Source organism: Streptomyces echinatus (genome assembly GCF_014203595.1).
Classification (GTDB): domain Bacteria; phylum Actinomycetota; class Actinomycetes; order Streptomycetales; family Streptomycetaceae; genus Streptomyces; species Streptomyces echinatus.
Genome location: NZ_JACHJK010000004.1, coordinates 135,408 through 161,575 on the forward strand (window position 1 = coordinate 135,408; position 26,168 = coordinate 161,575).

General features: G+C 71.8%; 24 protein-coding genes and 1 riboswitch. Of the genes, 9 read left to right on the top strand and 15 right to left on the bottom strand.

All coding sequences use genetic code 11. The annotated features are described in order from the left end of the window. Positions 1 to 9: 9 nt before the first annotated feature. The 7 genes from FHS34_RS13100 to fahA all read right to left on the bottom strand — a co-directional run bounded on the left by FHS34_RS13100 (position 10) and on the right by fahA (position 6,787). A complete protein-coding gene (locus FHS34_RS13100; RefSeq protein WP_184964599.1) occupies positions 10 to 798 on the bottom strand; it encodes an ABC transporter ATP-binding protein in 789 nt (262 codons plus the stop codon). Further along, a complete protein-coding gene (locus FHS34_RS13105; protein ID WP_225817599.1) occupies positions 782 to 1,696 on the bottom strand; it encodes an ABC transporter permease in 915 nt (304 codons plus the stop codon). The genes FHS34_RS13100 and FHS34_RS13105 overlap by 17 nt, the downstream gene beginning before the upstream one ends. Further along, positions 1,693 to 3,036: an ABC transporter substrate-binding protein gene (locus FHS34_RS13110; RefSeq protein ID WP_184964601.1), complete on the bottom strand. Its 1,344-nt coding sequence runs from the start codon at positions 3,034 to 3,036 to the stop codon at positions 1,693 to 1,695. The genes FHS34_RS13105 and FHS34_RS13110 overlap by 4 nt, the downstream gene beginning before the upstream one ends. Positions 3,037 to 3,050: 14 nt before the next feature. Beyond that, complete coding sequence (locus tag FHS34_RS13115) at positions 3,051 to 3,278, bottom strand: 4Fe-4S dicluster domain-containing protein (RefSeq protein WP_010986276.1); 228 nt, start codon at positions 3,276 to 3,278, stop codon at positions 3,051 to 3,053. A gap of 32 nt (positions 3,279 to 3,310) precedes the next feature. Further along, entirely contained in the window at positions 3,311 to 4,099 is a 789-nt protein-coding gene (locus FHS34_RS13120; protein WP_184964603.1) for a GntR family transcriptional regulator, read from the bottom strand. Positions 4,100 to 4,232: 133 nt separating this feature from the next. Next, on the bottom strand, positions 4,233 to 5,171 hold the full coding sequence (locus FHS34_RS13125) for a M56 family metallopeptidase (protein ID WP_184964605.1): 939 nt from the start codon (positions 5,169 to 5,171) through the stop codon (positions 4,233 to 4,235). Positions 5,172 to 5,569: 398 nt separating this feature from the next. Continuing rightward, positions 5,570 to 6,787, bottom strand: a complete 1,218-nt coding sequence (gene fahA / locus FHS34_RS13130; protein WP_184964607.1) for a fumarylacetoacetase — start codon at positions 6,785 to 6,787, stop codon at positions 5,570 to 5,572. Between the two features lie 270 nt (positions 6,788 to 7,057). Here fahA and FHS34_RS13135 point away from each other — a divergent pair, with 270 nt between their 5' ends. From FHS34_RS13135 to FHS34_RS13145, 3 genes are all read left to right on the top strand, one after another. Beyond that, on the top strand, positions 7,058 to 8,287 hold the full coding sequence (locus tag FHS34_RS13135; RefSeq protein ID WP_184965294.1) for a carboxylate--amine ligase: 1,230 nt from the start codon (positions 7,058 to 7,060) through the stop codon (positions 8,285 to 8,287). A gap of 46 nt (positions 8,288 to 8,333) precedes the next feature. Next, positions 8,334 to 9,533: an NAD(P)-binding domain-containing protein gene (locus FHS34_RS13140; RefSeq protein WP_184964609.1), complete on the top strand. Its 1,200-nt coding sequence runs from the start codon at positions 8,334 to 8,336 to the stop codon at positions 9,531 to 9,533. 131 nt (positions 9,534 to 9,664) lie between these two features. Further along, a complete protein-coding gene (locus tag FHS34_RS13145) occupies positions 9,665 to 10,477 on the top strand; it encodes an HAD family hydrolase (RefSeq protein WP_184964611.1) in 813 nt (270 codons plus the stop codon). 76 nt (positions 10,478 to 10,553) lie between these two features. Here FHS34_RS13145 and FHS34_RS13150 read toward each other — a convergent pair whose 3' ends face one another. Further along, positions 10,554 to 11,039: a transglycosylase SLT domain-containing protein gene (locus FHS34_RS13150; protein WP_184964613.1), complete on the bottom strand. Its 486-nt coding sequence runs from the start codon at positions 11,037 to 11,039 to the stop codon at positions 10,554 to 10,556. 3 nt (positions 11,040 to 11,042) lie between these two features. Next, a riboswitch (cyclic di-AMP (ydaO/yuaA leader) is annotated at positions 11,043 to 11,224 on the bottom strand. Positions 11,225 to 11,809: 585 nt separating this feature from the next. Here FHS34_RS13150 and FHS34_RS13155 point away from each other — a divergent pair. The 4 genes from FHS34_RS13155 (at position 11,810) to FHS34_RS13170 (ending at position 16,419) form a co-directional block, all read left to right on the top strand. Further along, on the top strand, positions 11,810 to 12,820 hold the full coding sequence (locus FHS34_RS13155; protein ID WP_184964615.1) for a polyprenyl synthetase family protein: 1,011 nt from the start codon (positions 11,810 to 11,812) through the stop codon (positions 12,818 to 12,820). A 405-nt stretch (positions 12,821 to 13,225) separates the two neighbouring features. Continuing rightward, the gene (locus FHS34_RS13160) at positions 13,226 to 14,425 is read left to right on the top strand and encodes a LolA family protein (RefSeq protein ID WP_184964618.1); all 1,200 of its coding nucleotides are present in this window, start codon (positions 13,226 to 13,228) and stop codon (positions 14,423 to 14,425) included. 70 nt (positions 14,426 to 14,495) lie between these two features. Beyond that, positions 14,496 to 15,542: an ABC transporter ATP-binding protein gene (locus tag FHS34_RS13165; RefSeq protein WP_184964620.1), complete on the top strand. Its 1,047-nt coding sequence runs from the start codon at positions 14,496 to 14,498 to the stop codon at positions 15,540 to 15,542. Continuing rightward, positions 15,529 to 16,419 carry an ABC transporter permease gene (locus tag FHS34_RS13170; RefSeq protein WP_184964622.1) on the top strand — a complete coding sequence of 297 codons (891 nt, stop codon included), beginning with the start codon at positions 15,529 to 15,531 and terminating at the stop codon, positions 16,417 to 16,419. The genes FHS34_RS13165 and FHS34_RS13170 overlap by 14 nt, the downstream gene beginning before the upstream one ends. Before the next feature lie 3 nt (positions 16,420 to 16,422). Here FHS34_RS13170 and FHS34_RS13175 read toward each other — a convergent pair whose 3' ends face one another. After that, positions 16,423 to 17,016, bottom strand: a complete 594-nt coding sequence (locus FHS34_RS13175) for a flavodoxin family protein (RefSeq protein ID WP_184965296.1) — start codon at positions 17,014 to 17,016, stop codon at positions 16,423 to 16,425. 195 nt (positions 17,017 to 17,211) lie between these two features. Between FHS34_RS13175 and FHS34_RS13180 the strand changes: the two genes are divergently transcribed. Beyond that, positions 17,212 to 18,456: a hypothetical protein gene (locus FHS34_RS13180; RefSeq protein ID WP_184964624.1), complete on the top strand. Its 1,245-nt coding sequence runs from the start codon at positions 17,212 to 17,214 to the stop codon at positions 18,454 to 18,456. A gap of 282 nt (positions 18,457 to 18,738) precedes the next feature. Here the strand turns inward: FHS34_RS13180 and FHS34_RS13185 are convergent, their stop codons facing one another. The 3 genes from FHS34_RS13185 to FHS34_RS13195 all read right to left on the bottom strand — a co-directional run bounded on the left by FHS34_RS13185 (position 18,739) and on the right by FHS34_RS13195 (position 21,251). Beyond that, on the bottom strand, positions 18,739 to 19,206 hold the full coding sequence (locus FHS34_RS13185; RefSeq protein WP_184964626.1) for a VOC family protein: 468 nt from the start codon (positions 19,204 to 19,206) through the stop codon (positions 18,739 to 18,741). 50 nt (positions 19,207 to 19,256) lie between these two features. Then, positions 19,257 to 20,252 carry an EamA family transporter RarD gene (rarD, locus tag FHS34_RS13190; protein ID WP_225817598.1) on the bottom strand — a complete coding sequence of 332 codons (996 nt, stop codon included), beginning with the start codon at positions 20,250 to 20,252 and terminating at the stop codon, positions 19,257 to 19,259. Between the two features lie 144 nt (positions 20,253 to 20,396). Continuing rightward, on the bottom strand, positions 20,397 to 21,251 hold the full coding sequence (locus FHS34_RS13195; protein ID WP_184964628.1) for an SDR family oxidoreductase: 855 nt from the start codon (positions 21,249 to 21,251) through the stop codon (positions 20,397 to 20,399). A gap of 94 nt (positions 21,252 to 21,345) precedes the next feature. On the opposite strand from FHS34_RS13195, the gene FHS34_RS13200 reads away from it, so the two are divergent. Next, the gene (locus FHS34_RS13200) at positions 21,346 to 21,777 is read left to right on the top strand and encodes a winged helix-turn-helix transcriptional regulator (RefSeq protein ID WP_184964630.1); all 432 of its coding nucleotides are present in this window, start codon (positions 21,346 to 21,348) and stop codon (positions 21,775 to 21,777) included. A 142-nt stretch (positions 21,778 to 21,919) separates the two neighbouring features. Here FHS34_RS13200 and FHS34_RS13205 read toward each other — a convergent pair whose 3' ends face one another. From FHS34_RS13205 to FHS34_RS13215, 3 genes are all read right to left on the bottom strand, one after another. Continuing rightward, a complete protein-coding gene (locus tag FHS34_RS13205) occupies positions 21,920 to 22,981 on the bottom strand; it encodes a 2-oxoacid:ferredoxin oxidoreductase subunit beta (protein ID WP_184964632.1) in 1,062 nt (353 codons plus the stop codon). Next, positions 22,974 to 24,902 carry a 2-oxoacid:acceptor oxidoreductase subunit alpha gene (locus FHS34_RS13210; protein WP_184964634.1) on the bottom strand — a complete coding sequence of 643 codons (1,929 nt, stop codon included), beginning with the start codon at positions 24,900 to 24,902 and terminating at the stop codon, positions 22,974 to 22,976. The genes FHS34_RS13205 and FHS34_RS13210 overlap by 8 nt, the downstream gene beginning before the upstream one ends. Positions 24,903 to 25,246: 344 nt before the next feature. Then, the gene (locus FHS34_RS13215; protein ID WP_308288313.1) at positions 25,247 to 25,906 is read right to left on the bottom strand and encodes a response regulator AbrC3; all 660 of its coding nucleotides are present in this window, start codon (positions 25,904 to 25,906) and stop codon (positions 25,247 to 25,249) included. Between the last annotated feature and the right edge of the window lie 262 nt (positions 25,907 to 26,168).

Below are 26,168 nucleotides of genomic sequence, written 5' to 3' on the forward strand. Positions count from 1 at the left end.
GAATGCCTTTCAGGAACCGAGCGAGGTCAGGATGTCGCGGCGCAGGGCCGCGCGGGCCGGATCGTCGAAGGCCGCGCGGTCACGGGGGCGCGGAACCTCGCGCACGGCGGACACGCGCCCGGCGCCGAGCAGGGCCACACGGTCGCCGAGGAAGAGGGCCTCGTCCACGTCGTGCGTGACGAAGACGACGGTCGCGCCCGTGCCGCGCAACACCTCCACCAGCAGGTCCTGCATACCGGAGCGGGTCTGGGCGTCGAGGGCGCCGAACGGCTCGTCCATCAGGACCGCGCGGGGACTGTCGGCCAGGGCCCGGGCCAACTGGGCGCGCTGGCGCTGCCCGCCGGACACCCGGTGCGGCAACTGTCCCGCCTGCACGCTGAGGCCGACCCGGGCGAGCCACGACTCGGCCCGTGAACGCCGCTCCGCGCGCGGTACGCCCCTGATGGCGAGCGGGAGTTCGACATTCCCGCGCAGAGTGCGCCAGGGCAGCAGCGCGTCCTCCTGGAAGACCAGCGCCCGGTCGGCCGACGGCCCGGTGAGCGGACCGCCGTCCACCTCGGCGGCGCCGCCCAGCGGTGGCAGCAGCCCGGCGAGCGTGCGCAACAGCGTGGACTTGCCGCAGCCGGAGGCACCGACGACGGTGAGGATCTCGCCGGGGGCGACCTCCAGGTCGACGCCGTCGAGGACCGGAGCGTCCGGATGGCCGAGTACGGCCGAGCGGAAGGCGAGCCGGGTGCCGCGCACGGCCTTGGGCGCCGGCGCGGCGGGAGCGGTGACGGTCTCAGACGAGGTGCTCATCGCGGGCCTCCTCGGTGTCGTTCTTGCCCTGTTGCTCGGACTGGGTCTGCTGCTCGGGATCGCTGTCGGGGCGAGCGGGGGCGGCGAGCGGCCGGGGAGCACGGGTACGGCCCCCGGGCACGTACGAGGTGCGGGGCAGCCAGCGGGTCAGCCGGCGGCCGAGGAGTTCCACGGCCGTCGAGGTGATCCAGCCGAGCACACCGATGGTGACCATGCCGACGAAGACACCCGGGTAGTCGACCACCGTGTAGTCCTGCCAGGTGCGGTAGCCGACCCCGTACTGGCCGGAGATCATCTCGGCGGAGATCACGCAGATCCAGGACACGCCGATGCCCACCGACAGACCGCCGAAGATGCCGGGCAGCGCGCCCGGCAGCACGACGGAGCCGAGGATCCGCAGCCGGCTGCCGCCCATGGTGCGCACCGCCTCCTCCCAGACCGGGGTCAGCGCGCGGACCGCGTGCCGGGTGGAGACCAGCACGGGGAAGAAGGCGGCGGTGCAGGTGATGAAGACGATGCCCTGTTCGTTCGAGGGGAACAGCAGGATCGCGACCGGGACGAGGGCGATCGCGGGGATCGGGCGGACCACTTCCAGCACCGGGCCGAGCAGGTCCTCGGCCAGGCGGGAGCGGGCCACGAGCACGCCCGTCGCCACGCCGAGGACGGCGGCGAGCGCGAAGCCGGTCAGGATGCGGGTGAGGCTGTCGGTGAGGTCGGTCCAGTAGTCGCTGCCGGAGAGCCGGCCGGCGAAGGCGTGAGCTACGTCGGTGACCGTAGGGAACTGCGAGAAACGCAGCCACAGGTCGATGTCCTGGCTGGTCAACAGCTGCCACAGGCCGAGAGCGGCAGCCAGGGAGGCCGTGCGCAGTGCGTACCGGGACAGGGGCCGACGGGTCATGAGGCGCGCTCCAGTGCCTCGCGGTACGACACCGTACGCGCGCCGCCGTGGGCGGAGACGTAGTCCTGCGCGGTGGCCGGGGCGACGAAGGGCAGCAGCTGGTCACCGTCGGTGACCCAGACCGCCTTGTCGGCGAACCAGAGGGTGCCGGTGGTGGCGTCGGGCACGTAGGCGGCGCGGATGCCGTTCCGGTGTGCCGCCAGGTGGGCCAGCAGTTGCTTCGGGGAGTTGAAGGAGAGGGTCTTCTCGCTGCCCTTGGCCCACACCTCGCTCGCGGCCGGCGGGGGCGGCGTGGTGAGCCGCTTGGCGTACGAGGCGCCGAGGGCCTTCTTCACGTACCGGTCGTCGACGAAGGAGTCCACGTCGATGTCGCCGGTCAGTTTGGCGGCCTTCAGTACGGACACGTCCCTTTTCAGGGCAGAGATGAGCCGTGGTGCGAGAGCCGGGTTGAACGTGGAGATGCCGTGGGCGCCGTTGTAGAGGTAGACGACCTCGGCGGGCAGGCCGGTGGCCTCGGCGACCTTCTCGGCGGCGGTGACGGGATGGCTGTCGAGGTAGTCCGTCGCCTGGTCCTGGGCCTTGAGGAAGGCTTCCAGGACGGCCGGGTGCCGCTGGGTGAACTTCTCGCGGGCGGTGACGCCGTGGAAGGTGGGCAGGTTCAGCTGGGCGCCGTCGTACAGGGCCTTCGCCTTGCCCTGGTAGGCGAGCAGGCCGGGCCAGGCCACGAACTGTGACAGCGCGTCCACGCTGCCGGAGGACAGCGCCGAAGCACCTACCGCGGGCTGCTGGTTGAGCTTGGAGATTCCCTTGTCCGGGTCGATGCCGGCACGCTGCAGGGCACGCACCAGGGTGCCGTCGGCGGCCGAGCCGACACTCGTGGAGACCTTCTTGCCCTTCAGGTCCTTCAGGGACGAGAGGGGGGAGTCCGGGGCGGTGACGACGGTGTTGAGGCCGCCGCGCAGGTTGTAGCCGGTGACGGAGACCAGGTGGGTCGGGCTGCCGAGCTGCTTTCCGCGGGCGGCGTTGAGCAGCAGCGGGAAGTCGCCCATGGAACCGATGTCGATCTTGCCGGCGGTCATCTGGGCAGTGATGGGGGCGCCGGTGGCGTAGTCCTGCCAGTCGACCTTGTAAGTGTGTCCGTTGTGCAGGGAGTTGAGCTGATTCTCGAAGTATCCGAGGGAACGCAGCAGGGTCCCCGCGGTGACGGTGTTGATGGTCTTGGACTGGTAGCCGACGGTCACGGTGACCGTGGAGCCGCTGCCTGCCTCGGCGCTGCCGCCGCAGGCGGACAGGGGCAGCAGGAGTGTGGCGGCGGACAGGGTGACTGCCGTGCGTTTCATGGTGGTTGTACCTCTCACCGCAGCAGGTAGGGCATGTTGACCGTGACGGCTCCGGTGGGGCAGCGCGCCGCGCACGGACCGCAGTACCAGCACTCGTCGACGTGCATGTACGCCTTGCCGTTGCTCTCGTCGATGGCGAGGGAGTCCAGTGGGCACATGTCCACGCAGAGGGTGCAGCCGTCGATGCACTTCGACTCGTCGATGGTCACGGGCACGTCGGCCCGCTGGGGCGCCAAGGGCATGGCTGTCTCCAGGAAACGTGCAGGCAGGGTGGTTACGACCGGTGCAGCAGGCCGCTCATGGTGATGCGGTCGCCGCGGAAGCGGATGAACTCCAGGTCGACGGGCCGGCCGTCGGCGAGGTGGGTGAGCCGCTCCAGCATCAGCACGGCGGCGCCGCGCGGGGCCTGGAGCACGGCCGCGGAGTGTGCGTCCGCGTTCACCGCCTCCAGGGTGATCTCGGCGTGGCCGAGAGGCCGGCCGGTGATGGCTTCCAGGAGGCGGAAGACATCGGTGTTCTCCAGGTCGGCGCCGAGCAGGGAGGCGCCGATGTCGAGCGGGATGTAGGTGACGTCGAGGGAGAGCGGGAGGCCGTTCAGGCGACGCAGGCGTTCGATGTACAGGACGTCGGCGCCGGCCGGGACGCGGAGGCGTTCGGCCACGGGGGCGGGTGCGGGGGCGGGGCCCATGGTGCGGACCTCGTTGGTGACGCGGCCGTGTTCGCGGAGGGTTTCCGCGAGGCCCATCAGACGGTCGAGCCCGTGGGGGTATTTCCGGGCGACGACGATGGTGCCGACTCCGGGCAGCCGGTCCACCAAGCCCTCGGCCCGGAGCAGGTCCAGGGCCTGGCGGACGGTGTTGCGGGAGGCGCGGTAGTCGGTGGCGAGGGTGGACTCGTGGGGGAGGTTTCCGTCCTGGAAGGCGCCGGTGAGGATCTGGCGGCGCAGCAGGTCGGCGAGCTGCCGGGCCCGGTCCGCACGCAGCCGACGCCGTGCGCGGTGGGCGGCGACGGTGGTCGCTGCGCCCTGCCCGGCATGGTCTCGGGGGCGGTCGTTGGCTGGCATGGCTGGAACCATACCTATAGGGTAGGGAATGGGGTGTTGCTGGAGTGTTGCGCCAGGTGACGACCCTTTGGGTAAGCCGCTGAGCTGGGCTTTTCCGTCCTGCCGGGGCGAGATCTGCCACCCGGTGGCACGGTCAGGACAGTGCCGACAGACCTGGGGCGAAGGTGATCAGCAAGGGCAGCAGCGGCACCAGCGCCGCCACCGTCGTCGTCAGTGCCCGGTGCCGGCGCAGCAGCCGTGGCGGCGGCTCCAGCAGCCGGTCCACGCGTTCGCCGAGGAGGCGGCGGCTGGAGTCGCAGGAGAGGACACCCCGGTGCTGGTTCAGCTCGATCAGGGCGAGGGCGGTGGTGAGGTGACCGCAGCGCCGGGACGCCGTGTCGTCGGCGGCCAGTTCCACCAGGCGGTGCGTCTGGTCGCAGAAGTGGGTGAAGAGGGGCAGGCGCGGGAAGCCGGTGGCGAGTGCGGTGGACAGGTGCAGCAGCCAGTCGTGGTGGGCGCGGGCGTGGCCGCGCTCGTGGGTGAGAACGGCGTCCAGTTGCAGGTCGGTGAGGCGGTGCAGAGCCCCTGTGGTGACGACCAGTTGTGGCGGGTGTCCCGGCATCCACCAGGCGTCCGGGTACTCGTCCTCCAGCACCAGCATGGGTCCGCGTGCCGCGGGCAGTCCGGCCGGCAGTTCGGGGGCGCGTTCGCGCAGTTGCGCCCGGGCCAGGCCGCGGCTGCGGCGGGCCTCCACGAGTTCGCGGGCCAGCATCGCCGTCGTCCAGGCGGCGCCGCCGGCCAGCAGCACGGTGAGTACGGCGGCCCACACCGGCGCGGTGGACAGGTCGTAGGCGGCGGTGACGGCGGGCGGCGCGGGTGCGAACACGCGGTCGCGGACGGTGTGGAAGACGGCCGCCGCGCCCAGCACCAGTGCGGTCAGGCAGCACAGCATCACGGTGGCGACCAGGCACTGCCACACCCACAGCGCGACCACGGGGTCCCGCTCGGGCCAGGCCGCCCGGGTCAGCGCACGCGGCGCGGGCACGGCGGCTGTCAGGGCGACGACGCTCAGCAGGAGCAGGCAGACGGTCATGCCGGGGCTCCGGTTCCTGGTCGGAGTGGCGTGCGGGTGTCGGTGGTGCCGGGCACGCGGCGCACGGGGATGTGCCGTGCGGGGTGCGTGTCCCTGTCAGTATGGCGAAAACCGGCGGTGCGAGTCAGGTGTCGGCGGCGATCCGCCCGGACGGGGGTACGCGCGCGTGCGGGAGTGGTGTCCGCGAGGAGGCACGCAACGGCACCCGCGCCCGCACGCCCATCCGCGGCCACCGCCCCGCGCCGCACGCGGAGGGCCGCTTCGTCGGCCGCGTCCGGTGCCGGCGCCGCCACCTGGATCCCGTGCGCCCACCGCTTGTGCCAAGCGGTGGGCGCACGGGGCTCGCCGCGGCGGACTGGTGTCACCTGCGTGTCACGACCGGCCGGCGGCGTCGTGGTTCAGCGCGTCACGACCCGTCCGACGACCTCGCCCAGCCCCACCCGCCGGCCGTCCGCGCCCGGTGCCCAGGCCGTCAGCGTCACCACGTCCCCGTCCTCCAGGAACGTCCGCTTGCCGTCCGGCAGTTCGAGGGGGTCGCGGCCGTTCCAGGTCAGCTCCAGCAGTGAGCCGCGCTGCTGTTCGGCCGGTCCGCTCACCGTGCCCGAGCCGTACAGGTCACCCGTGCGCAGTGAGGCGCCGTTCACCGTCATGTGGGCGAGCTGCTGGGCGGCCGTCCAGTACATGGTGGAGAACGGGGGCTCGGAGACCACATGGCCGTTGATCGCGACGGAGATGCGCAGGTCGTAGCCGTCGGGTTCCGTGCCGGGCGCCGAGTCGTCCAGGTAGGGCAGGAGCGGGTGCGTGCGCTCGGGAGGTGCCACGCGCGCGTGCTCCAGCGCCTCCAGCGGGGTGATCCACGCCGACACCGACGTCGCGAAGGACTTGCCGAGGAACGGGCCGAGGGGGACGTACTCCCAGGCCTGGATGTCGCGTGCGGACCAGTCGTTCAGGAGGCACAGCCCGAAGACGTGTTCCCGGAAGTCGCCGAGCGCCACCGGGGTGCCCACTTCCGACGGCACGCCGACGACGAAGCCGACCTCGGCCTCGATGTCCAGCCGGATCGACGGGCCGAAGACGGGCGCGGGGTCGGCCGGGCCCTTGCGCTGCCCGGAGGGACGTACGACGTCCGTGCCGGAGACGACGACCGTGCCGGAGCGGCCGTGGTAGCCGATCGGGAGGTGCTTCCAGTTGGGGGTGAGGGAGTCCGTGGCGTCCGGGCGGAAGATCTGGCCGACGTTCCGGGCGTGGTTCTCGGAGGCGTAGAAGTCGACGTAGTCCGCGACCTCGAAGGGCAGGTGCAGCGTCACCTCGGACAGGGGGTGGAACAGCGGCTCGACCGTCTCGCGGTGCGCCGGGTCCGTGACCCAGGACGTGACGGCGCGGCGTACCTCCGACCAGGTGGTGCGTCCGGCGGCCAGCAGCGGGTTGAGGGTGGGCCGGGCGAGGAGCGCCTGGTGGGGTGAGCCGAGCGCCGCGGCCGTGGCGCCCGCGTCGAGGACGTGGTTCCCGAGTCGGACGCCGATCCTCCGCTCCGTGCCGCCGGAGGGCGAGAACACGCCATAGGGGAGGTTGTGCGGGCCGAAGGGGTCGCCCTCGGGGACGTCGAAGGGGGGCATGGGGTACTGCCTCGCTCTCATCCGGGCCATGCATGGCGATGCGTTCCATGTGGTCGCGCCACACGTTACGGCCGTCCGGCGTGTCTTGGGCAGTGCCTCACGTCGTGCTCGAATGGTTGCTCGCACAGTGTCTAAAGAGTTCTCAATGTCCCGATAAGCCTTGTCGGAGGTGGCAATTCCGGCTTAGCGTCCTTTGGGGGACACGGACGGGGTGGGTCCGTTCCGTTGGGGGGACACGTGGGGGGACCCGTGGCCGGAAGTGCCGTCAGCGTGCCCGTGCGGGCCGACCGTGACGTGCCGGGACTGATCGTCAAGTTCGGTGACTACCCGCTGCACCACGGAGTTGTCGGCGCGATCCGCAGTCTGGGCCGTCTGAGCGTGCCCATGTACGCCATCACCGAGGACGCGTACACACCCGCGGCCTCCTCGCGCTACCTGAGGAAGTCGTTCGTGTGGCCGACGACCGGCGCGGAGGACCCGGGCCGCCTCGTCGAGGGCCTGCTCCGCATCGGCCGCCCGGCCGTGCTGGTCCCGACCGACGAGGAGGCCGCCGTCCTGATCGCCGAGCACCAGGACGAGCTGGCCGGGACCTTTCTCTTCCCGCGCGTGGATCCCGCGCTGCCCCGCCGCCTGGCCAGCAAGCAGGGACTGCACGAACTGTGCGTGGAGCACGGCGTCGCGAGTCCCGCGGCCGCGTTCCCCCGGTCGTACGACGACATCGTCGCCTTCGCCGACACGGCCCGCTTCCCGGTGGTGGCCAAGAACCGCGAGGCCTTCGTCCGGCGCCGGCGGCCCGCGGTGAACGGCACGACGAGGATCGGCACGCGCGCGGCACTGCTCGGCCTGGCCCGCGACTGGGGCGAGGAGCCCGGCGTGATCCTCCAGGAGTACCTGCCGCACGAGGAGGCCGAGGACTGGATCGTGCACGCCTGCTTCGACCAGGACTCCAGTTCGCTCGCGCTGTTCACCGGCGTCAAGGTCCGCTCCTGGCCGCCGCACGCCGGCATGACGGCGAACGCCTGCGTCGTCGGCAACCCGGAACTCGCCGGCCTCGCCGCCCGTTTCATCAAGCGGATCGGCTTCAGCGGCATCATCGACCTCGACCTGCGCTTCGACCGGCGCGACGGGCAGTACAAACTCCTCGACTTCAACCCGCGCATGGGCGCCCAGTTCCGCCTCTTCGAGAACGACTCGGGCGTGGACGTCGTCCGTGCGATGCACCTGCACCTGACCGGCCGCCCTGTACCGCAGGGGGAACAGCGCGCCGGCCACCGCTACGTCGTGGAGAACATCGACCTCGCCGCCCTCCTCGCCTACCGCCGCAGCGCCTACACGACGCCGCACGCGCCGGCCAGGGCGAGCGGGACGGAGCTGGCCTGGTTCGCGGGCGACGACCCGCTGCCGTTCCTCACGATGCTCGCCCGCTCCGTGCGCCCGGGCGCGAAGCACCTCTATCAGCTGTGGCGGACCAGCCGCCGCGGCAGCACGTCCACGAAGTAGGCAAGGCCACGACAGCGTGGCGCACCGCGTCCTGGGGAGGGACTTCGTGATCCGACCGGTTGCAGTCATCGGGGCCGGGCCGTTCGGCCTGTCCACCGCCGCCCATCTGCGGGCGCGCGGCATCCCCGTCCGCGTCTTCGGCGACCCCATGGTGAGCTGGCGCGACCACATGCCCGAGGGCATGCTCCTCAAGTCCACGCCCGTCGCGTCCAGCCTCGACTGCCCCCAGCCCGGCCACACCCTCGCGGACTACTGCGACGCCGTCGGGATCCGCCGACTGGTGACCGACGAGGACATCATCCCGGTGGACACCTTCATCGCCTACGGGGAGTGGTTCCAGCGGAAGCTGGTCCCCGAGCTGGAGCGGGTGCGGGTCGTCTCCGTCGACCGCGACGCCGGCGGCTTCGCACTGAAGCTGGACTCCGGGGAGTCGTTCACCGCGCGCGCGGTCGTCGTCGCCACCGGCCTGTCCGGCTTCGCCCACCTGCCGGCCGAGCTGGCGCCGGCGGCGGCCGACGGCCCCGCACCGACGGCACCGGTCTCGCACAGTTCCCAGCACCACGACCTCGGCCGGTTCGCCGGCAAGGAGCTGATCGTCATCGGCGCCGGACAGTCCGCGCTGGAGACCGCCGCGCTCGCGGCGGAGGCGGGGGCACGCGTGCGCGTGGTGGCGCGCGGGCGGGGCCGGGTCGCCTTCGGCGCCCCGCCCTGGAAGCAGCCGAGGTTCCGCCCCGAGTCCCCGTTCGGCCGCGCATGGTCGCTGTGGGCGCTCAGCTACTACCCGCACCCATACCGCTTCCTGCCCGAGGCCACCCGTCACCACCTGGTCCGCCGGGTCCTCGGTCCGCTCGGCGCGTGGTGGCTGCGCGAGCGCTTCGAGAGCGGGGCGCAGGTGCGGGACGTCGAGCGGGTGGTGGCCGCCGAGGTCCGGGACGGCAGGCCCGTGCTCACCGTCCGCACCCCTACCGGCGCCACCGAGCGCCTCACCGCCGACCACGTCATCGCGGCCACCGGCTATCGCGTCGACATGGCGGCGATGGACTTCCTCGGCCACGAGCTGCGCACCCGGCTCGCGGTGAGCCGCGGCGCGCCCCGGCTCGGCCCTGGCTACGTCTCCTCCGTACCCGGCCTGTACTTCACCGGCCTGCCGGCGGCGGCGTCGTACGGCCCGGTGATGCGTTTCGTCTGCGGCACGGAGTTCGCCTCGCCGCGCCTGGCGAAACACCTGGCCGCGGCCCACGGCTGAGCAAGAGCCCGCCTCGGTCCTCACCGGTGCCGTCATCAGGGCTCTCGCGGGCGGCACTTGGGACAGACCAGCACGTAAGTACGTGGATCCATAGGTGAGTCGGTGGGGCGGGTTGTCCGTATTCTCTGATCATGGACCCCATCCCGGCCTACGCACTGATCGCCACCGACCTGGACGGGACGCTGCTGCGCGGCGACGACACCGTCTCCGACCGGTCACTCGCCGCACTCGCGCGGGTGGCGCGGGCGGGCGCCCGGCATCTGGTGGTGACGGGCCGGCCGGCGCCTCGGGTGCGGCCCCTGCTCGCGGACCTCGGAAGCACCGGGCTCGCGGTGTGCGGGCAGGGAGCACAGGTCTACAACGCCGGGACCGGCCGTCTGCTGTGGTCGGTCCGGCTGGACCGGGAACTGGCGGAGACCGCGCTCGGCAAGATCGAGGCGGAGGTGGGACAGGTCTACGCGGCGGTCGACCAGGACGGCGTCGACGGGCTCATGCTCATCGAGCCCGGCTACCGGATGCCGCACCCGACGCTGCCCGCGGTGCGGGTCGGCCGGCGGGACGACCTCTGGTGCGAACCCATCAGCAAGGTGCTGCTGCGGCACGCCACCCTGTCCGACGACGCGTTGGCGGCCGTGGCGCGCGCGGCGGTGGGCTCGCTGGCCACGGTCACCATGTCGGGGCCGGGCACCGTGGAGCTCCAGCCGAGCGGGGTGACGAAGGCGACCGGGCTGGCGCTGGCCGCCGACCGGCTCGGGATCGGCGCCGAGCGGGCCCTCGCCTTCGGCGACATGCCCAATGACATCCCGATGTTCCACTGGGCCGGGCGCGGTGTCGCCATGGCCGACGCACATCCCGAACTCAAGGCGGTGGCCGACGAGATCACTGTGTCGAACGAGGACGACGGCGTCGCCGTCGTCCTCGAAGGACTCTTCCCGACCGACTGACCGGCCCATCAGCAGGCGCCGGCCGGCCGGTGCGGCCGCGTGGGTGCCGCCGTGCGCCCGTCCGGCCCGGCGGCTGTCAGTACGCGCCGAACACGTTGTCGATCGACCCGTACCGCGCGGCCGCGTAGTTGCAGGCGGCGGTGATGTTCGCGACCGGGTCGTAGATGTCGAACGACGTTCCGGCGACGTGGTACGTGTTGAACGTCGGGTCGATGACCTGGAGCAGGCCCTTGGAGGGGATGCCCTTGGCGGCGTTGGAGTCCCAGAGGTTGATGGCGGACGGGTTGCCCGAGGACTCGCGGATGATGTTGCGGTGGATGCCGTTGTAGGTGCCCGGGATGTGCTTCTCGGCCATGATCGCGAGGGACTCGCGGATCCATCCGTCGAGGTTGTTCGGGTAACCGGCGAGGGTGGTGGACGGCGTGGAGGTGCCGGTGGCGGCGGAGGCGCCGGTGGCGCCGATGAGCGGCAGGGCGATGACGGCGGCGCCGGTGCCGGCGGCGACGAGGGCACGGACGAGGCGGCTGTTGCGGGTGCGGCGGGGCTGAGCGGCAGCAGACATGGGGAAGTTCCTCTCCGGCGCCTGCGAGGTGAGCTGTCGGGTTCGGGCGGGGAGGTGCCCGGCCGTGCCCTGGGGGGACACGACTTCACCCCGAGCCGTTCCGTGCGGCGAATGCCGACCGGCCCGGCGACTTACCTGGGGGTCCCCCGCTCCTGCCGTACGAATGAGTTCGTCGATGGGTATACGGGCGGCGGCAGGATTAGGCGTCCGCCCGACGGCCCGGAACGTATGCGAGAGCACATGTCGGGAACAAGTACCGGATTCATACAAGGTGCGATTTGACCTTGATCGTCGCTGTATGAGGTGCTTGATCCTTTGCGATCGCCAACCCTCAACTCGCCGACGGGGCAAGGGGTCGGAGGGTCCGGGGGGCAGGGGCGGGTCTGTCGGGCGCGTGACCCAACTCACGAAATAGCAAAATACTTCAATTCAGACATGGGGGATTAGTGGGATTCGGGCCCGAAGTCTGAGTGGTGGTGGAATCCGATATGCGGTGCGCGTCGTTGGCGTAGTGCCGACGAGGGAGAACTGGGGGGAGGAAGGGTGCGAAGAGGTTGCGACACAGTGTCCGGATTACTGTTAAGTCAGTAAATGTCCGTTCTTACCGTGCGATCAAAACCATGCCGGTCGTGATCCGATACCGCCCAGGCTGGACCGGTGGGCGCTATCGGTGATCGAAACAGGACCGGATACGCTGACTTGAGTGATGGCAGCGACCTATCGACAAACCGTGTAATCGCCAGCAGACACCAGCAGACAGGAGACCCCTCGTGACCGTCGTCGGGCCGTTCGGGCTGAGCGTGCGGGACCAGGCTCTGGAAGCCGATGTCCAGGCCGGATTGGCGGCTGTCGAGGAAGGCTTGCTCGATGCCACCAAGAGCGAGGTCCCGTTCATCACGGAAGCCGCGCAGCACCTCGTGCGGGCCGGCGGCAAACGATTCCGGCCACTGCTCGTGATGCTCGCGGCCCAGTTCGGCGACCCGTACGCGCCGGGTGTCGTGCCGTCGGCCGTGGTCGTGGAGCTGACCCACCTGGCCACGCTGTACCACGACGACGTCATGGACGAGGCGGCCGTCCGCCGCGGCGTGGACAGCGCCAACACGCGCTGGGGCAACTCCGTCGCGGTCCTCACCGGCGACTTCCTCTTCGCCCGCGCCTCCCAGATCCTCGCCGACCTCGGGCCCGAGGCGGTACGCGTGCAGGCCCTGGCGTTCGAACGGCTGGTCACCGGTCAGATCCTGGAGACCGCGGGTCCCTCGGACGGGCGCGACCCGGTCGAGCACTACCTGGACGTGCTCGCCGGCAAGACGGGCTCCCTGGTGGCGGTGTCGTGCCGGTTCGGCGCGATGATGTCCGGCGCCGACGAGACGGTCGTCGACGTGCTCACCCAGTACGGCGAACGGCTCGGGGTCGCCTTCCAGCTCGCGGACGACGTCCTGGACATCGCCTCCGACTCCCACGAGTCGGGCAAGACCCCGGGCACCGACCTGCGCGAGGGCATCCCGACCCTCCCCGTGCTGCGGCTGCGCGAGCGGGCCGCCAAGCTGGGGCTGGCCGAGGACACCGCGCTGTGCGAGCTGCTCGCCTCCGACCTCAGCGACGACACCCGGCTCGCCGAGGCGCTGGCCGCCCTGCGCGAGCACCCGGCGCTGGAGCAGGCCCGCCGCGACACGGTCCGGTACGCCGAGGAGGCGCGGGCCGCGCTGGTCCCGCTACGCGAGTGCGACGCCAAGGCCGCGCTGATGGAGCTGTGCGACGCGGTGGTGCACCGCGCCGGCTGACCCGGCCGAAAGCCCCGCCGGACCGCCACGCGACACCCCGCCGGGCTGCCACGGAACGCCCGGCCGGACCCGCACGCGACACGCCGCCGAGCTGCCACGGAACACCCTCGGCGGCCCTGACCGCACCCCTCCCGCACCCCCGCCGGGCCCCGAGCGCACCCCCGCCGCACACCCGTATGGGCGGCATCGGCCCGTACGACCCCTACGGGTCGGGGGAGATGTCGCCGTCGCGTGTCATACCGCAGGCGTACGCGGAGTTGCCTCCGAGGGCTGACGCTTCCTCACGGCCGATTTGGTCATATGGAAACCACGGAAATCACCACTCCTCACCGATTCGGGTGAGAATGGCGGCTCAGGTGGACCAGCGTGAGGACAGCCGCCGCCGACGACGGAGGTAAGGCACACATGGCACCGTACGAATCCGACGACGCAGTGGGCGCCGCGCGGGACGAGGAACCGCGCTCCGGCCGGCGCAAGGCCGCCCGGTACGCCGTACCGGTCGCGGTGGTGGGGGTGGCGGCGGCCACGATCGGGCTCGTCCCGGCGCTCGCCGACTCCGGCGACCCCGACCTGCCGAAGATCAGCGCACAGCAGCTCATCGAGAAGATGGCCAAGTCGGACGTGCAGCAGCTGTCCGGCACCGTGAAGATCAGCACCGACCTCGGCCTGCCCGACCTCGGCGGTCTGGAGGACGGCCTGGTCTCCGGGGCGGGCCGGGGCCCGGACGACGGCTCCTCCGCCGACCCGCAGGCCAAGCTGACCGAGCTGGCGTCCGGTACGCACACCCTGCGTGTCGCCGCCGACGGCCCCGACCGGCAGAAACTGTCGCTCCTGGAGAGCGGCGCCGAGTACAGCCTGATCCACGACGGCAAGGACGTCTGGGGCTACGACAGCAAGAGCAACGAGGTCTACCACTCCACCGCGGCCGGCTCCGGCAAGCAGCGCGAGGCCGAGCCGCCGGCGACCCCCAAGGACTTCGCCGACGAGGCACTGAAGGCGGTGGACGACACCACGTCCGTCACCGTCGACGGCACCGCGCAGGTCGCCGGACGCGACGCCTACAAGCTGCTGATCCAGCCCAGGCAGTCCGGCAGCACGGTCGGCGCGATCAGCATCGCCGTGGACGCGAAGACGGGCCTGCCGCTGAAGTTCACGCTGACCCCGAAGAGCGGCGGCGCCGCCGTGGTCGACGCGGGCTTCACCCAGGTCTCCTTCGCCCGGCCGGCCGCCTCCACCTTCGACTTCACCCCGCCCAAGGGCGCGAAGGTCACCGAGGAGAAGGACGCCGCCGAGGCGCCGGGGCACGCCCCGAAGCACGGCGAGGGCTTCGCCGGGGGCCTGAAGGGGATGAACGTCCTCGGTGAGGGCTGGACGTCCGTCGCCACGTTCGACACCGGCGCCAAGGGCGGACTGCCGACCGGCTCCGAGGGCGGTGACCTGGGCGGCTTCCTCGGCTCGCTCGGTGACCAGGTCTCCGGAAAGTTCGGCAAGGGCACGGTCTTCTCCACCCGCCTGGTCAACGCCCTGATCACCGACGACGGCAAGGTGTACGCCGGCGCGGTCACCAAGGACGCCCTGGTGAAGGCGGCCGACGCGGGGAAGTGACCGGCACCGGGAACTACGCGGCGTAACCGGGCGTTGACCCTTCGGGGCACGGCGAATCGAGGGGGAGCCGATGGACGAACCGTCCACCGCGGAGCGTGATCCGGACGGCGCACCCGCGCGCGCCCCGGACGGTGCGCCGGAGCGTGACGGCGTCGGCGCGCCGGAGGGGGATCCGGCGGAGACGCGGCCGGGTGTGATCGTCACACGCGGCCTCACCAAGCGCTACCGCGGCGGACAGCTCGCCGTGGACGGTCTCGACCTGACCGTCCCGGCGGGCAGCGTCTTCGGCTTCCTCGGCCCCAACGGCTCCGGGAAGACGACCACCATCCGCATGCTGATGGGCCTGATCGAGCCGACCGCGGGCACGGTCCGGGTGCTCGGCCGGCCCATGCCCCGGGCGGCCCGTACGGTCCTTCCGCAGGTCGGCGCGCTCATCGAGGGCCCCGCCCTCTACGGCTTCCTCTCCGGCCGGGACAATCTGCTGCGCTACGACGCCGCCGACCCGACCGCCGACCCGCGCACCCGGCGAGCCCGGGTCGCCGCGGCACTGGACCGGGTCGGTCTCGCCGCTGCCGCGGCGAAGAAGGCCAGGGCGTACTCGCTCGGCATGAAGCAGCGCCTCGGCCTGGCCGCCGCGCTGCTCCAGCCGCGCAGGCTGCTCGTCCTGGACGAGCCCACCAACGGCCTGGATCCGCAGGGCATGCGCGAGATCCGCACCCTGGTCAGGGAACTGGCCGCCGACGGTACGACCGTCTTCCTCTCCTCCCACCTCCTCGACGAGATCGAGCAGGTGTGCACCCATGCGGCGGTCATGGCGCAGGGCCGGCTCGTCGTCCAGGGGCCGGTGGCCGACCTGGCGGCCGGGGCGCGCGGCCTGCTGGTGGTGACCACCCCGGACGCGGCCGACGCGGCCCGCGTGCTGAAGGAGCTGGGCGTCGCGGACGTGACCGCCGACGGCGACCGGGTCACCGGCGAACCGCCCGAACGGGACCTCGCCGAGGTGACCGCGGCCCTGGTCGCCGAGGGCGTCCGCGTCCGGGGCCTCACCGTCGAACGCGCCTCGCTGGAGGACGCGTTCGTGGCACTGACCGGGGAGGGGTTCGATGTCGCGGGCTGACCTGCGGTCACGGCCCCCGGCCGCCACACGCCGCCCGAGCCCCCTGTGGGCCCTCGGGCTGCTGCACAGCGAGCTGGTCACCACCGTCCGCCGCTGGCGCACGCTCGCCCTGCTCGGGGTGCTGGCCGCGGTGCCGGTGCTGGTCGGGATCGCGGTGCGGATCGAGACCCGGGACGGCGCGCCGGTGGGCGGCGGCAGCGGCGAGGGCCCGGCCTTCATCACGCAGATCACCAACAACGGCCTGTTCCTGGTGTTCACCGCGCTGGCCGCGACCCTGCCGTTCTTCCTCCCGATGGCTGTCGGCGTCATCGCCGGGGACGCGATCGCCGGAGAGGCGGGCGCGGGCACCCTGCGCTATCTGCTGGTGGCCCCGGCCGGCCGCACCCGGCTGCTGCTCACCAAGTACGCGACGGTGATGGCCTTCTGCCTGCTGGCCACGCTGGTGGTCACCGTCTCGGCACTGATCGTCGGCGCACTGCTCTTCCCGCTCGGGGAGCTGACGACGATCTCCGGCACCCGGGTCAGCTTCGCCGAGGGGCTCGGCCGCGCCCTGCTGATCGCCCTGGTCGTGGCGGCCTCCCTGGTCGGTGTGGCGGCGCTCGGCCTGTTCGTGTCGACCCTCACCAACAGCGGTATCGCGGCGATGGCGACCACGGTCGGCCTGCTCATCACCGTGCAGATCGTCGACCAGATACCCCAGCTGCACGTGGTGCAGCCTTACTTGTTCCCGCACTACTGGCTGTCGTTCGCCGACCTGATGCGCGATCCGGTCTACTGGGACGACCTGATACGGAACCTGGGCCTGCAGGCGCTGTACGCGGGCGTGTTCGGCTCGGCGGCCTGGGCGCGGTTCACGGCGAAGGACATCAGCGCGTAGCGGTCAGGCGCCGGCGGTCTCGTACGGGAAGCGGGCGAGGGGCGCGTCCTGTGCGAAGAACGTCTTCGCGTGGGCCAGTGCCTCGGTGTCCTCCAGCACGTCGCCGGGCTTGCTGCCGCTGCCCAGCAGGACCCCGCCGAACCGCATGCCCAGGTAGGCGGCCGAGTTGTTGAGGGTGCCCACGTACGGATCGGCGACGGACGGCTCGCTGTCCGCCAGTGCGGCGATGCCCCAGAGGGTGCGGCCGGCCAGGGTCGCCTTGAAGTCGATGCCGGGAGTGCGCAGCCATCCGGACCAGTGGTCCAGGTAGTTCTTGGTGGGGCCGGACACCGAGTACCAGTACAGCGGCGAGGCGATCACGATGTCGGTGGCCGTCAGGGTGGCGTCCAGCAGCTCGCCGGCGGGGGTGTCCGACGGCGGCCGTACGTGGTCGCTGTCGTGCCGCAGGTCCACGAAGTCGGGCAGCGGCCGCTCGGCGAGGCGGATCCAGCGCTGTTCGGTGTCGGCGGGCAGCTGTTCGGCGGCCTTGCGGGCCAGTGACTCGGTGTTGCCCTCGGCGCGGGTGCTGCCCAGGACGAAGAGAAAGCGGCGGCTCACGGGGTCCCCCAGATACGTCATGCTGTAGCGCGAATAAAGGCGTGTGCATCTTATGCATACGCAAGTAACTTCTGCCAGGGGCCCGCTGGTGCGAGGCTGTGACGTCGCGGTGACGTGGAAGCCTAGGTGAGCCGACACACTGGTGGGCAGGATGCGTATGACCGGATCGCGACGCCGGGGGAGTGAGGGACACCGATGGCTCGACTCAGCTTCGAGAAGAGGCGGGCGCAGGAGCCCGTGGGGCATCCGGCGGTGCACGTCCGGGTGTTCGCCGCGGGGAGCGCGTCGGTGGGCGGGACGTCGGTCGTGGCGGCGCCCGGGGAGGAGATCCAGCAGGCGGTGCTGAACCATCTGCAGCGCCTGGCCATCAGCCTCGGCGCCCCCATACGCGCCACGATCCAGGACGACCTCGCGGGATGCGTGGTTCCCCTGGAGGTCTCGGCGGACGGCTCCAGCCGGATGACGGGGGAGCCGGTCCCGGCGACCGCGCCGCAGGCGCCGGGCGCATCCGAGCGGGCCGCGGTGTCGGCGGCTGTGGCGGCGGCGGCCGTGCCGTTGGGGGCCGTGCAGATGCCGACCGGCCAGTTCGGGCCTCCGCCTGTGATGGACGCGGCGGTCACCGGCGTGGGTGTGCGGCTCGCGCGCATGGACGCGCGGACCGCCGGCAGTGCCGTACCGGCGGAGGGGGACAGCGCCGTACCGGCGGAGACCGCCACTCCGGTACCCGCCGAAGCCCTCGCCCCCGAACCTGTCGGAGCTGTCACCCCCATGCCCGTCGCCCTCGTGCCCGTGGAAGCCGTCACCCCCGTGCCTGCCCGAGCCGTCGCCCAAGTCGTCGCGCACGTGCCCGCGGAGGCGGTCGCCGCCCTGCTGGCCGAGCCCTCCGTTCCCACCACCACCCACACCCCGGCCCGCGGGTTCGACGCCGTCGCCGAGGAGGTGCTCGGGGACGGGCCCCTGACCGAGACCGCCGAGGGTGCGGAATTGCTCGCCGAGCCGATGAGCCGTATCAACGAGGCCGTGCGGGCGGGCCGTATCGACGCGGCGGCGGAACTGGCCGACCGGACGCTCACCGAGGCGTCCGCCGTGTTCGGCCCGCGCCACGCCGAGGTGCTGCACCTGCGGGAAGTGTCCGCCTACATCGCCTACTTGGGTGACGACCCCGCCCGCGCCTGCCGGCTGTCCGTGGACGTCGCCCGGCTGCGCCGCCAGACAGGGGACGGGGACGCCGCGTACGACAACGTACGGAGTGCCGCCACCGCCTGGCGCGCGGTGCGCGATCCCGAGGTGGGGCTGCGGCTGGGGAGCGACCTGATCGGCCTGTGGACGGATCTCACCGCCGAGCCGGGCCCCGCGGCGGACGACGTGCGCCCGCTGGAGGCCGCCCGCGCCCGCATGGTCCGCCTGACCGACCGCGCGGCCAAGGCGGCACAGGCGTGACGAACCGCGAGGCCACGGTGTCACGGGCGTAACACCCCGCGCGGTCACGGCGGCACAGGCGTGACGAACCGCGCGATCACGGTGGCGCAGGCCTGGCCGGCCCGAGCGCTCAGGGCGTAACAGCCCCGCGTGGCCGAGGCGGCACAGGTGCGATCGGCCGCGCGCTCATGGCGGAACGCCCCCCGCGGCCGGTGCGGTCGCGCGTGGTCGGCTCCGGCGGGCCAGGGGAGCGCGGGCGCGCACTGGGCGCCCGGCGCACGACCTCGGCGCACCCGAGGCGGCTTACTGCACGCAGAACTCGTTGCCCTCGGGGTCAGCCATCACCACCCACTGGCCCGAGGGCTCCTTCACCTCGTGCAGGACCCGCGCCCCCAGCGCCTGAAGGCGGGTCACCTCGTCCGCGCGCCGCTCCGGGCCGGCATGGACGTCGAGATGGAGCCGGTTCTTGACGGTCTTCGACTCCGGCACCCGCTGGAACAGCAGCCGCCGGCCGAGCCCGGTACCGGTCTGCGGGTCGTACGGGTCGTCGGGGTGCCGTACCGCGATCAGGTCACGGAAGGCGACCCGCCCGTGGTACTCGACGGTGGCCTCCCCGGACAGCGCGCCGGCGGACAGCAGCCGTTCGACGAGAGCGCTGTTGTCCTCGGCCGTGTAGTGCAGCGCGGCGGCCCAGAAGTCGGCCTGCGTGTGCGGGTCGGCCGCGTCGATGACGAGCTTCCAGTGCAGTGGGGCGGGCGTCTGTGGGGTCATGGTTCCCCTTATAGCGGGGCCTGTCGGCGGAAGGGGTGGCTCCACGCCGCTCAGGCGTCCGCCGGAGCCGGCGCGGGGGTCCCGATGGCCGTGGGGTTCTCGATCGCCGGTACGGGGCTCTCGACGGCCCGGGCCGCCGGCACGGTGAACCGTGCCGACCGCCTCGCGGAGCGCAGCGCGTCGCCCGTGAGCAGGATCAGCGCCAGCCAGACCAGGGCGAACCCGGCCCACCGCTCGGCCGGCATGGACTCGTTGAAGTAGAGGATGCCGAGCAGGAACTGGAAGAGCGGGGCCAGGTACTGCAGCAGGCCCAGCGTGGACAGCGGCACGCGGATCGCCGCCGCGCCGAAGCAGACCAGGGGCAGGGCGGTGACGATGCCGGTGGAGGCGAGCAGGGCCGCGTGTCCGGCGCCGTCGTTCACGAAACTGGCGTCGCCGTGCGCGGTCAGCCACAGCAGATAGCCGAGCGCCGGCAGGAACTGGATCGCGGTCTCGGCGGCCAGCGACTCGACACCACCGAGGCCGACCTTCTTCTTCACCAGCCCGTAGGTGGCGAACGTGAAGGCGAGGCAGAGGGAGATCCACGGCGGTCGGCCGTAGCCGACGGTCAGCACGACGACGGCGGCGAGGCCCACCGCGACCGCCGCCCACTGCACGGGCCGCAGCCGTTCCTTGAGGAGCAGTACGCCCATCGCGATGGTGACCAGCGGGTTGATGAAGTAGCCGAGCGAGGCCTCGACGACATGGCCGGCGTTCACCGCCCAGATGTAGACGCCCCAGTTCACGGTGATCACCGCGGCCGCCACGGTGATCAGGGCCAGCCGCCGGGGCTGGCGCAGCAGCTCTCCGGCCCAGGCCCAGCGGCGGACGAAGACCAGTGCGGCGGCCACGAACACCAGGGACCACGCCATCCGGTGGGCCAGGATCTCCAAGGCCCCGGCCGGTTTCAGCAGGGGCCAGAACAGGGGCACCAGCCCCCACATCCCATACGCGGCGAAACCGTTCAGCAGGCCTATGCGGTGCTCACCATCGGACGTCGCGGCCACGGCCCCTCCTTCTTGCCCGCGCTCCCGGCACGGACGCGCGAGGACGAAGGTAGCGCCGGGCACCCACGGCTGTCATGTCCGTTCCGCGATACGGTCGTGACAGTCGTGGGTGCCCGGCTGCCGGGCGCCTCCCGCGGGCGCGCCTCAGCCCTTGAGCGCGACCGTGACGGCCTCCGCCAGCGGGGTGGTGGGGCGGCCGATCAGCCGGGACAGATCGCCGGAGGAGACGGCCAGCTCGCCCTTCTCGATCGAGGCGTCCACGCCGGCCAGGACCGCGGCCAGCGGCGCGGGCAGCCCGGCGCCGGTCAGGATGCCGACGAGGGCGTCCGTCGTGACCGGGCTGTAGACGATCTCCCTGCCGGTCTGCCGGCTCAGCTCGGCCGCGTACTCGGCGAAGCCCCACGCCTCGTCGCCGCCCAGCTCGTACGTCGTGTTCTCGTGCCCCTCGCCGGTCAGCACCGCGACCGCCGCGGCGGCGTAGTCGGCGCGGGAGGCGGAGGAGACCCGGCCGTCGCCGGCGGCCTGGACGACCGCGCCGTGCTCCAGTACGGGCGCCAGGTTCTCGGTGTAGTTCTCGTGGTACCAGGCGTTGCGCAGCAGGCTGTACGGCAGGCCGGAGGCGAGCAGTACCTCCTCGGTCGCCCGGTGGTCGTCCGCCAGCGCGGCCGTCAGGCTGCCGGGGGCGCTGGTGTAGGCGAGGAGGGCCACGCCGGCCGCCTTCGCCGCGTCGATGACGACCGTGTGCTGCCGCACCCGGCCCTTGTCGAACTCGTTGCCGGAGATCAGTAGGACCTTGTCGCCGACGGCGAACAGGCCCTCGAAGGTCTCGGGCGCGTTGTAGTCGGCGACGGCCAGCCTCACTCCGCGGTCGGCGAAGTCGGCGGCCTTCGCCCTGTCGCGCACGACCGCGGTGATCTGCTCCGCCGGGACCTTCTCCAGCAGCTGCTCCACCACATGGCGGCCGAGGTGGCCGGTGGCTCCGGTGACGACGATGCTCATGGTTTCGAAAACTCCTTCGGGATGCCGTGTCGACACTCACCGTAGGAGCAGCACTGTCGATGCGAAAGTACCCACCTTGAAGTAAGGTACTGACATGCTGGTAAGTGGAAAAACGGCGGACGCCGAGGCGATGTGCCCCCACCGTCTCGTCCTGGAGCACGTCACCAGCCGCTGGGGCGTCCTCATCCTCATCACGCTGCTGGACCGGTCCTACCGGTTCAGCGAACTGCGCCGGGTGATCAACGGTTACGGCGGCCGGGGCGTCAGCGAGAAGATGCTCACCCAGACCCTCCAGACCCTGGAGCGCGACGGCCTGGTCCACCGGGACGCCAAGCCCGTCATCCCGCCCCGCGTCGACTACTCCCTCACCGAACTCGGCCGCGAGGCGGCGGAGCAGGTGCGGGCCCTCGCCCAGTGGACCAGCGACCGCATGACCCAGGTGGAGAAGTCACGTCGCGTCTACGACGAGAGCCGCCGAGTAGACGACGGAGACGACCGCCGGGGAGACGCCGCAGCAAGCCGCTGAGCGGCCGGAGGAAGCCACCGGGCAGCGGGCGACGGCAGCCGCCGGACAGGCGACGGGTGCCGCCGGGCAGGCGACGGAGGCCGCCGGGCATACGACGAGGCCCGGGAAATCCAGTCCCGGGCCTCGTGCGGCACAGCGGATCTCAGCCGACGACCGTCCAGGTGTCCCCGCCCGCCAGCAGGGCGGCCAGGTCGCCCTTGCCGCGCTGCTCGACGGCGGCGTCGAGCTGCTCGGCCATCTGGGAGTCGTAGACCGGCCGTTCGACCGAGCGGAACACACCGACCGGGGTGTGGTGCAGCGTGTCCGGGTCGGCCAGCCGGGACAGGGCGAAGGCGGTGGTGGGCGACGCGGCGTGGGCGTCGTGCACCACGATGTCCGCCTCGTTCTCCGGGGTCACCGTCACCACCTTCAGGTCACCGGTCTGCCGGTCGCGTACGACGCCTCTCGCGCCGTCGGCGCCGAAGCGGATCGGCTGCCCGTGCTCCAGCCGGATCAGCGCCTCCTCGGCCTGCTGCCGGTCCTTCAGGGCGTCGAAGGCGCCGTCGTTGAAGATGTTGCAGTTCTGGTAGATCTCGATCAGCGCGGTGCCCGGGTGATCGGCGGCGGCGCGCAGCACCTCGGTCAGGTGCTTGCGGTCGGAGTCGATGGTGCGGGCGACGAAGGACGCCTCCGCGCCGAGCGCCAGCGACACCGGGTTGAACGGCGCGTCCAGCGAGCCCATCGGCGTCGACTTGGTGATCTTGCCGACCTCGGAGGTCGGCGAGTACTGGCCCTTGGTCAGGCCGTAGATCCGGTTGTTGAACAGCAGGATCTTCAGGTTGACGTTGCGGCGCAGGGCGTGGATCAGATGGTTGCCGCCGATGGACAGGGCGTCGCCGTCACCGGTGACGACCCACACGCTCAGGTCCCGGCGGGAGGACGCCAGGCCGGTCGCGATGGCCGGGGCGCGGCCGTGGATGGAGTGCATCCCGTAGGTGTTCATGTAGTACGGGAAGCGGGAGGAGCAGCCGATGCCGGAGACGAAGACGATGTTCTCCCGCGCGAGGCCCAGCTCGGGCATGAAGCCCTGGACGGCCGCGAGGATCGCGTAGTCACCGCAGCCCGGGCACCAGCGCACCTCCTGGTCCGACTTGAAGTCCTTCATCGACTGCTTGGCCTCGGCCTTGGGGACCAGCTGCAGCAGCCCATTGGTCGCGTCAGTCATCGATGGCCTCCTTCAGCGCCGCGGCGAGCTGCTCCGCCTTGAACGGCATGCCGTTGACCTGGTTGTAGGAGTGGGCGTCGACCAGGTACTTCGCCCGGATGAGGGTGGCGAGCTGTCCGAGGTTCATCTCGGGGATGACCACCTTGTCGTAGCTCTTCAGGACCGCACCGAGGTTGCGCGGGAAGGGGTTGAGGTGGCGCAGATGGGCCTGGGCGATCGGCTCGCCGGCCGCGCGCAGCCGCCGTACCGCCGCCGTGATCGGGCCGTAGGTGGAGCCCCAGCCGAGGACCAGGGTCCGCGCGCCGTGCGGGTCGTCGACCTCGATGTCCGGGACGTCGATTCCGTCGATCTTGGCCTGGCGGGTGCGGACCATGAAGTCGTGGTTGGCCGGGTCGTAGGAGATGTTGCCCGTGCCGTCCTGCTTCTCGATGCCGCCGATGCGGTGCTCCAGGCCCGGGGTGCCCGGGACCGCCCACGGCCGGGCCAGGGTCTGCGGGTCCCGCTTGTACGGCCAGAAGACGTCGGTGCCGTCCGGGAGCGTGTGGTTCGGCCCGGAGGCGAACTGCACCCGCAGGTCGGGCAGCTCGTCCAGGTCGGGGATGCGCCACGGTTCGGAGCCGTTGGCCAGGTAGCCGTCCGACAGCAGCATCACCGGCGTGCGGTACGTCAGCGCGATCCGGGCCGCCTCCAGAGCGGCGTCGAAACAGTCGCCCGGGGTCATCGGCGCGACCACCGGGACCGGTGCCTCGCCGTTGCGGCCGTACATCGCCTGCAGCAGGTCGGCCTGCTCGGTCTTGGTCGGCAGCCCCGTCGACGGGCCGCCACGCTGGATGTCCACCACCAGCAGCGGCAGTTCCAGCGACACCGCGAGGCCGATCGTCTCGCTCTTCAGCGCCACGCCCGGCCCGGACGTCGTCGTCACCGCCAGCGAGCCGCCGAACGCCGCGCCGAGCGCCGCGCCGATGCCCGCGATCTCGTCCTCGGCCTGGAAGGTGCGCACGCCGAAGTTCTTGTGCTTGCTCAGCTCGTGCAGGATGTCCGAGGCCGGCGTGATCGGGTACGACCCCAGGAACAGCGGCAGATCCGCCTGCTGGGACGCCGTGACCAGGCCGTAGGCCAGGGCGAGGTTGCCGGAGATGTTCCGGTAGGTGCCCACGGGGAAGGCCTTGGAGGCCGGGGCGACCTCGTAGGAGACCGCGAAGTCCTCGGTCGTCTCGCCGAAGTTCCAGCCCGCGCGGAACGCGGCGATGTTGGCCTCCGCGATGTCCGGCTTCTTCGCGAACTTCGACTTCAGGAACTTCTCGGTGCCCTCGGTGGGCCGGTGGTACATCCAGCTCAGCAGGCCCAGCGCGAACATGTTCTTGCTGCGCTCGGCCTCCTTGCGGGAGAGGTCGAACTCCTTCAGCGCCTCGACGGTGAGCGTGGTCAGCGGCACCGGGTGGAGGCTGTAGCCGTCGAGCGAGCCGTCCTCCAGAGGAGAGCTGTCGTACCCGACCTTCTGCAGGGCGCGCTTGGTGAACTCGTCGGTGTTGACGATGATCTCGGCCCCGCGCGGGAGGTCGCCGACGTTGGCCTTCAGGGCCGCCGGGTTCATCGCGACCAGCACGTTGGGCGCGTCACCGGGGGTGAGGATGTCGTGGTCGGCGAAGTGGAGCTGGAAGGAAGAGACGCCGGGCAGGGTGCCGGCGGGGGCGCGGATCTCGGCGGGGAAGTTGGGAAGGGTGGAGAGGTCGTTGCCGAAGGTAGCTGTCTCCGAGGTAAACCGGTCACCGGTGAGCTGCATGCCGTCACCCGAGTCCCCCGCGAACCGGATGATCACCCGGTCCAGGCGCCGCACGTCCTTCGTGCCGCCCGGTTTGCGCTGCTCTCCCACGACGGTACCGTCGGTCTGCTCCGCTGGGCTGCTGACCTGGCTGGTCACTGAACTGGACCTCCTTCGAGGCGGCTGTCCGGGGCCGGTCGTCCCACGGACCGTCCCAGGATCAACCCTACGTCGGTTAGGGTCGCCTTCCCGAGGCCGTCCGGGGAGTGGACGGCGTTCGAGACGGCCTGTCGCGCTGACTTCACAGACTTCACATCATGTCCCGCATCGCCGGAGCGCCGGTCAAGGCGCTCCCCGCGCGTTCCGAGGTTCTCTCCTCCGGCCGCCCTCAGGGCCCCCGGCCGCCCCCTACGGGTCTCCGCGGCCTGTTGTCCGGGTACCCGTCGGCACGGGGAAGGGCGGAGGCGACGCGACGCCGGCGCGGTGCTGACACGGGAGGCCGGCTAGGAGTTCAGGTAGGTGAGGACGGCCAGGACCCGCCGGTGGTCCCCGTCGCTCGGCGTCAGGCCGAGCTTGAGGAAGATGTTGCTGACGTGCTTCTCCACGGCGCCGTCGCTGACCACCAGCTGCCGGGCGATCGCCGAGTTCGTCCGCCCTTCCGCCATCAGCCCGAGGACCTCGCGCTCCCGGGGCGTGAGCCCGGTCAGCACGTCCTGCTTGCGGCTGCGGCCGAGCAGCTGCGCGACCACCTCCGGGTCGAGTGCCGTACCGCCGTCGGCGACGCGCACCACGGCGTCGACGAACTCCCGTACGTCCGCGACCCGGTCCTTGAGCAGATAGCCGACGCCCCGGCTGGAGCCGGCCAGCAGTTCCGTGGCGTAGCGTTCCTCCACGTACTGCGACAGCACCAGGACCCCGAGTTCGGGGTGCAGCCGGCGCAGGGCCACGGCCGCCCGGACGCCCTCGTCGGTGTGGGTCGGCGGCATCCGTACGTCCGCCACGACCACGTCGGGCAGCTCGCCCCGGCCGTCGAGGTCGGCGATGGTCTTCATCAGCGCGTCCGCGTCGCCGACGCCGGCCACGACGTCGTGGCCGCGGTCGGTCAGCAGCCGGGTCAGGCCCTCCCTGAGCAGCACTGAATCCTCGGCGATGACCACCCGCACTCTGTCCTCCACGATCTTCCGGCCCCCCCAGCCCGTTCCCGCGGCGACGCCCTCACGCGCGCGCGGGCGTGCCGCGTGCGTGCGGACGGGCGTCCGCGGTGTCCCCGTTCGTCCGTGACGTGTGCCGTCCGTGACGTCCTACGGGGATCCAGCATTCCAGGAATCGGGCCGGACCGCCGCCGTACCGGGAGAATGCGCAGGTGGGGGGCTTGGGGTCACTGTCGCCTCGCCGGGGAAATGCCGGGCGGCGGGGTGCGGGCCG